Source organism: Duncaniella sp. (assembly GCF_029054785.1).
GTDB lineage: Bacteria > Bacteroidota > Bacteroidia > Bacteroidales > Muribaculaceae > Duncaniella.
In genome coordinates this window covers 1-5,143 of sequence record NZ_JAIDEN010000174.1, presented here as the reverse complement: position 1 = coordinate 5,143, position 5,143 = coordinate 1, and the positions used below count along the sequence as shown (strand labels likewise).

The following is a 5,143-nucleotide window of genomic DNA, read 5'->3' as shown; positions in this document are numbered from 1 at the left end:
GCATATTGTTTCTTCCCGAAGAAACCGTCTATCTCTTTGGAATTTGTCGCTGACAAGCAACTGACGTTGTTCTGATTGCTTATGTCGAACTCACGTTAAAATATTACGCTCTGTATCTGACGATGGCCCTTCCGCTATACCATGTAGCGGGATAACCGAAAAGTGTAAAGTGTATGAATTGAAATCGGCTGCAACACCTTGTGGGTCGCAGCCGATTGTTCGTAGTGTAGAACGATTGTAGCCGAGGATAATTATCTAACGGCTATCTTCTTTACATTTTTGCCCTGACGGACGATGTAGATGCCTGCGGGAAGGTCTTCCAGGCGTTTAGTCTGCTTTATACCGTTAATATCAAAGATCTCGATATTATTATTTTGGGGGTCGATAAAGATTGTATCAATCCCTGATTCAATACCAATTCTGAAGAAGAAATCTTTCCATTGAGGTGCATCTTTGTACAGTTTTTCACTTCCTATGGGTACATACAGCTTACAGTTCCATTTTCTTATATCGTCGAGTGCCTGGTCGCCGCATACAGGAGGTGTGGCTGCATACGAGTAGAATTCGGTCAATCCGGTGCAGTCAGAGAATGCCTCTTTGCCAAAAGATGTGGCTTTATCTCCGACTGAAAAGTATTCCATTCCCACGCAACGGGAGAATGCCCATTCACCAATTGATATCAATGCCGGCGAATTCTCTACTTTTTTCAGAACCTCACACTTTTCAAACGTATGGTTTTTGATTTCCGGTATATTGTTTCCAAATGTCACCGACTGCAATTTTATGCAGTTATAGAAGGCATAGTCGTCTATGACACCGTTGTTATCCAAAGTAATATCTGTAAGATAGTCGTGGTGGTAGAAGGCGTACGCACCTATGTCAATAACTTTCAGTTGAATTCCCTTATATGTAACGGTTGCGGGAACTGAGAATACAGCATTAGAGGGTGCATAGAAATAGTCTACGACATTGCAGGTTCTTTCAGACGGGCTGACAGGGACATACACGATTCCCTCAACATCGAACATCGAGCTTAAGAATGGATATAAAATTTGATTTCCGAATTCATACTGGTCGTTAGAGATAAAATTAACATCAGCATTAAATGAATAACATCCTTCAGGGGGATTGTTCCCAAGCCAAAAAATCTTTTCAATGCGGGGACTCAAGAAGGAGGCAGCGCCTGAAATCTGCGTCACACCTGATCCAACAGTTAACGATTTCAAGGGATTACCCGATAATGTTGCCATATCAAATGACTTGACTGCGTTTGGAATAGTGAAGTCATAAAGTTTACAGCCCAAAAATACATTTTTGCCGATGCTTGACAAAGTAGCAGGCATACGTATATACGTAATGTCTTCGCAATATGAGAAAGCATTATCGGTGATAGTTTTTACCGTACTCGGTACGGTGTATTCGCCCGATAGTGTAACAGGGGCAAAGTAGAGGGTAGTTTTCGCCCGGTCAAAAATGACGCCGTCCTCTATAGTCGTTTCTTGAGCAGGATACGCAATGGCTTTGCCGGAGCTGAATGGATTGGGAATGTTATCGGGGTACGCCGATTTTTTTAGCCCCGAACAATTTTCAAAAGCGTCGTACCCGATACTCTTAACCGAATTACCGATAACTACAGAGGTGAGGCTTGTACAGTTGTAGAAAGCTACCTCATCGATAGTTTGCACTGAATTCGGTATTACAATCGATGTGAGTTCGGAACAATATGCAAAAGCGCCGTACCCGATATTCTTAACCGAATTGCCTATAACAACGGAGGTGAGTCCGGTGCAATAAACGAAAGCTTGCTCACCTATAGTTAGCACTGAATACGGTATTTCAACCGATTTGAGTCTGGAACAATTTGCGAAAGCGCTGTGTCCAATACTCTTAACCGAATTGCCTATAACAACAGAGGTGAGGCCGGTGCAACCATTGAAAGCCCCGATCCCGATATCATCAACTGAATTACCTATAATAACGGAGATGAGACCTGTGCATTCGAAGAAAGCACCGTCACCTATAATTTTTACCGAATTCGGTATTATAACCGATGTGAGGTCGGAACAGCCTCTGAAAGCAGAGCCGGCTATTGCAACAAGAGTGTACTCGATACCATTATTAATATTAACAGGAAAATCGGGCAATTCCAATGCTCCAACAGGCCCGGAAATATAGCCGGTAACATAGCAGGTTCCTTCTGACTCGCTTAAGACGCGGTAATTTAGCGTGTGTCCTTTGTATGTGTAGGTAAACGTCGCCGCGTGTACGGACATCACCAAAGACATTAACCCACACAAGAGTAGTAAAAGTCTTTTCATTTTATTATTTTTTTGTTGATAATGTTGATATTGTTCTTACCGGATGACGCTGATCATGGATATGGTCAGTAGCAGAGATACTGATATGCCGGTTCTTTCTTTTGTGTATTTCCAGGGCTTACCACTTGTTTCCTTTGGCGCTGTTTTGGCCTCGCTCCATCAGCATATAGGTAACCATTTTGTTGAGTTCGTTGAATTCGGCTTTCAGCTTTGCAGCATCGGGTTTCAGACCCTCGTTGAGCTTCTGAAATTCGGGGAAGCGGCCGCTTTTTATGGCAATGGAAATTGCAGGGGAGTGGTCAATTGAAATGCTTGAAAGGTCAAGGCTGCCATCGGCTTTTCTTTGTACCTTAAAGGGTGCTATCGAGCCATTCGCATGGTAGCTATATACTTTGGCGTATGTGTCGTAAACGGCTGGGCGAGCCTTGAGAACATTGCCACTGCCCACCTTGAATTCAGCGATGTCGGCTACATGGTGGATGCCTTTATCGGTCAATACGATAATGTTTTTTACAGTTCTGGCAATCCACGATCCCTCGTCGGTTTTGCCGATTATGTCTGAAAGCTTTGATGCCGGCCAGTCTTTGCTGTTGCGTGAAGCTACGCGTCCGGCCAAATTTAGCTGCACCGGATAAAACACATCTGACTGCTTAATCTCCTGCGCTTCTTTTGCGAGTGAGGAAGCCACTACATTTTCATTACTGTCGGCCGACAGGGCAGCACAACGGCTCTGAAGGAATTCATGAAATGTCCTTACGGCTGTTGCCACATCATTTGCGGGGCCATAGAGCCAACGGCCGGCGGCATATTCCGCGCCGATGTATCCGAGAATCGTTGTGAATATTTTTTCACAAGCGGTGGCGTTGGTACAGCACAATACACCCAATACGTTTAGATTGGATTCGATCGGCGTCATAAAAGTGGATTGATTGTCCCATAGCCGGAATGCCCTTTTCAAACGGCTGACATAAGAAGCAGCGCTCTTCTCGGTGGACAGTCTTCTGTTAGAAAGAAGCCATTTCCTGAAATCTGATAAAATTTGACTTTCCATTGATAACACAACCCAATGGCTTCCGGTCGGGCAATGATTAAACGGAAAAAGCGTGAAGCCGATTGTTGCTCGCTTCACCGTATGAGGCCTTCGCATTGCCCTGTCAATCGAAACGAGCAACGCTGACCCCACGCCGTATGTATATAATCGGCATGCTCCGTCGCGGAGCATGAGGATATTACATACCCATGAGCATCATCGTTGCATGGTTTCCTGATTGACTGAAAGTTGCGAAGTTTCATACGGTCAGAAACCAAGCGCCAATAACGCTTTTTACTAATATGTCTTGGCAAGCTCAGTGGCAAGCCGATAACGTTGCCATTGCTCCGGCTATGGGAGGGATGGCAACACATAAACCCACCTCATCCTCCGGAATAAAGCTCACTCTTAAGCTTCAATGCCGGCAACGGCGTAGAGTTTAATGTGCAAATATCTGATTTACATTACAGAACCGACAAAATAGACTTACGAGTAAAATCCACGAAAAATCGTTTTAGCCAATTGTTGTAGAATAAATCCAAAATTTGTAAATGCAAAGATAAATCCATTTTTTTACTGCTCCAAAAATGAGGCTATTTTTTTGAATCTTTTTTATGAATCAGCGTGTTAAAACGATCTCTGATATGAGAAAGCCCGGAGCCGACCACGCACAAAGTGTGGAGCCGACACCGGGTCGATTTTTCGAGGATGATGGCCGGGGGGAGGGATTGTTGCCTGGACGGGTGTGTTTCCGCTCTATCGGGCCACGTTGTTGCGGATGTCGCCTGCGATGAAGCCACGGAGATTGTTAGTGGCGATGTCGAGCAGGCGTTCGCGGGCCTCTTTCGTAGCCCATCCGAGGTGTGGGGTGATGAAGCAGTTGGGGGCTTTCAAAAGCTGGTTGTCGGCGGAAGGCGGTTCGGAGGTGAGGACGTCGAGTCCGGCGGCATGGATGCGGCCTGAGCCGAGGGCTTCGGCGAGTGCCTCCTCGTCGACGAGCGGGCCGCGGCCTGTGTTGATCAGAATGGCCGAGGGTTTCATCTGCGCCAGACGGGCAGCGTTGACCAGATGGCGGGTGCTCTCGGTCAGCGGGCAGTGGAGCGAAACCACGTCGGAGGTGCTGAAGAGCTCGTCGAGGTCGGCTTTGGCCACTCCTTCAGGGAGCTTGTCGGGACTTTTCGAGGTGTAGGCCTTGACTTTCATGCCGAAGGCCAGGGCCACGCGGCTGACCGCCATGCCGATGTTGCCGAGACCGACTATGCCGAATGTCTTTCCGGAAAGCTCGCGCAGAGGGCTGTCCCAGTAGCAGAAATCCGGGTTGCCGCTCCAGCGGCCCCGGCGGTTCTCGGCAGTGTAGTGTTCGACGCGGTTGGTGATGGCCAGAAGGTGGGCGAAGACCATCTGCACCACGGAATCAGTGCTGTAAGCCGGGATGTTTGTGACGACGATACCCAGCTGGCGGGCGGTGTCGATGTCGACCACATTGTAGCCCGTGGCCAGCACTCCGACATAGCGGAGTCCGGGGAGAGCGCGGAGGATCTCGCCAGTCAGCACAGTCTTGTTTGTCAGCAGGGCTTCGCTTCCGGCAGCGCGTCCGAGGATTTCTGATGGAGCGGTGCGGTCATAGACCGTCAGTTCGCCGAGCTGTTCGAGCGGCTCCCACGACATGTCGCCGGGATTCATGCCGTAGCCGTCAAGTATGGTTATTTTCATTATATCTTAGAGTATGTTTAGTTTTAAACCAATTTAAACATTAAAGAGCACACAAAACCCTCAATCAGAGTGTTGAAAGGAG

The 5,143-nt window shown here is 47.4% G+C and carries 3 protein-coding genes; all 3 read right to left on the bottom strand.

Translation table 11 applies throughout. From position 1 onward, the window contains the following. Positions 1-251: 251 nt before the first annotated feature. On the bottom strand, positions 252-2,318 hold the full coding sequence (locus K2H17_RS10625) for a leucine-rich repeat domain-containing protein (RefSeq protein ID WP_300134593.1): 2,067 nt from the start codon (positions 2,316-2,318) through the stop codon (positions 252-254). Positions 2,319-2,436: 118 nt separating this feature from the next. Then, positions 2,437-3,447, bottom strand: a complete 1,011-nt coding sequence (locus K2H17_RS10620) for a hypothetical protein (protein ID WP_300134591.1) — start codon at positions 3,445-3,447, stop codon at positions 2,437-2,439. 657 nt (positions 3,448-4,104) lie between these two features. Continuing rightward, complete coding sequence (locus K2H17_RS10615) at positions 4,105-5,061, bottom strand: D-2-hydroxyacid dehydrogenase (RefSeq protein WP_300134589.1); 957 nt, start codon at positions 5,059-5,061, stop codon at positions 4,105-4,107. Between the last annotated feature and the right edge of the window lie 82 nt (positions 5,062-5,143).

Excerpts from the sequence above, each read along its gene's own strand:
- K2H17_RS10615 (WP_300134589.1), bottom strand. The coding sequence starts at position 5,061 with ATGAAAATAACCATACTTGACGGCTACGGCATGAATCCCGGCGACATG.
- K2H17_RS10625 (WP_300134593.1), bottom strand. The coding sequence starts at position 2,318 with ATGAAAAGACTTTTACTACTCTTGTGTGGGTTAATGTCTTTGGTGATG.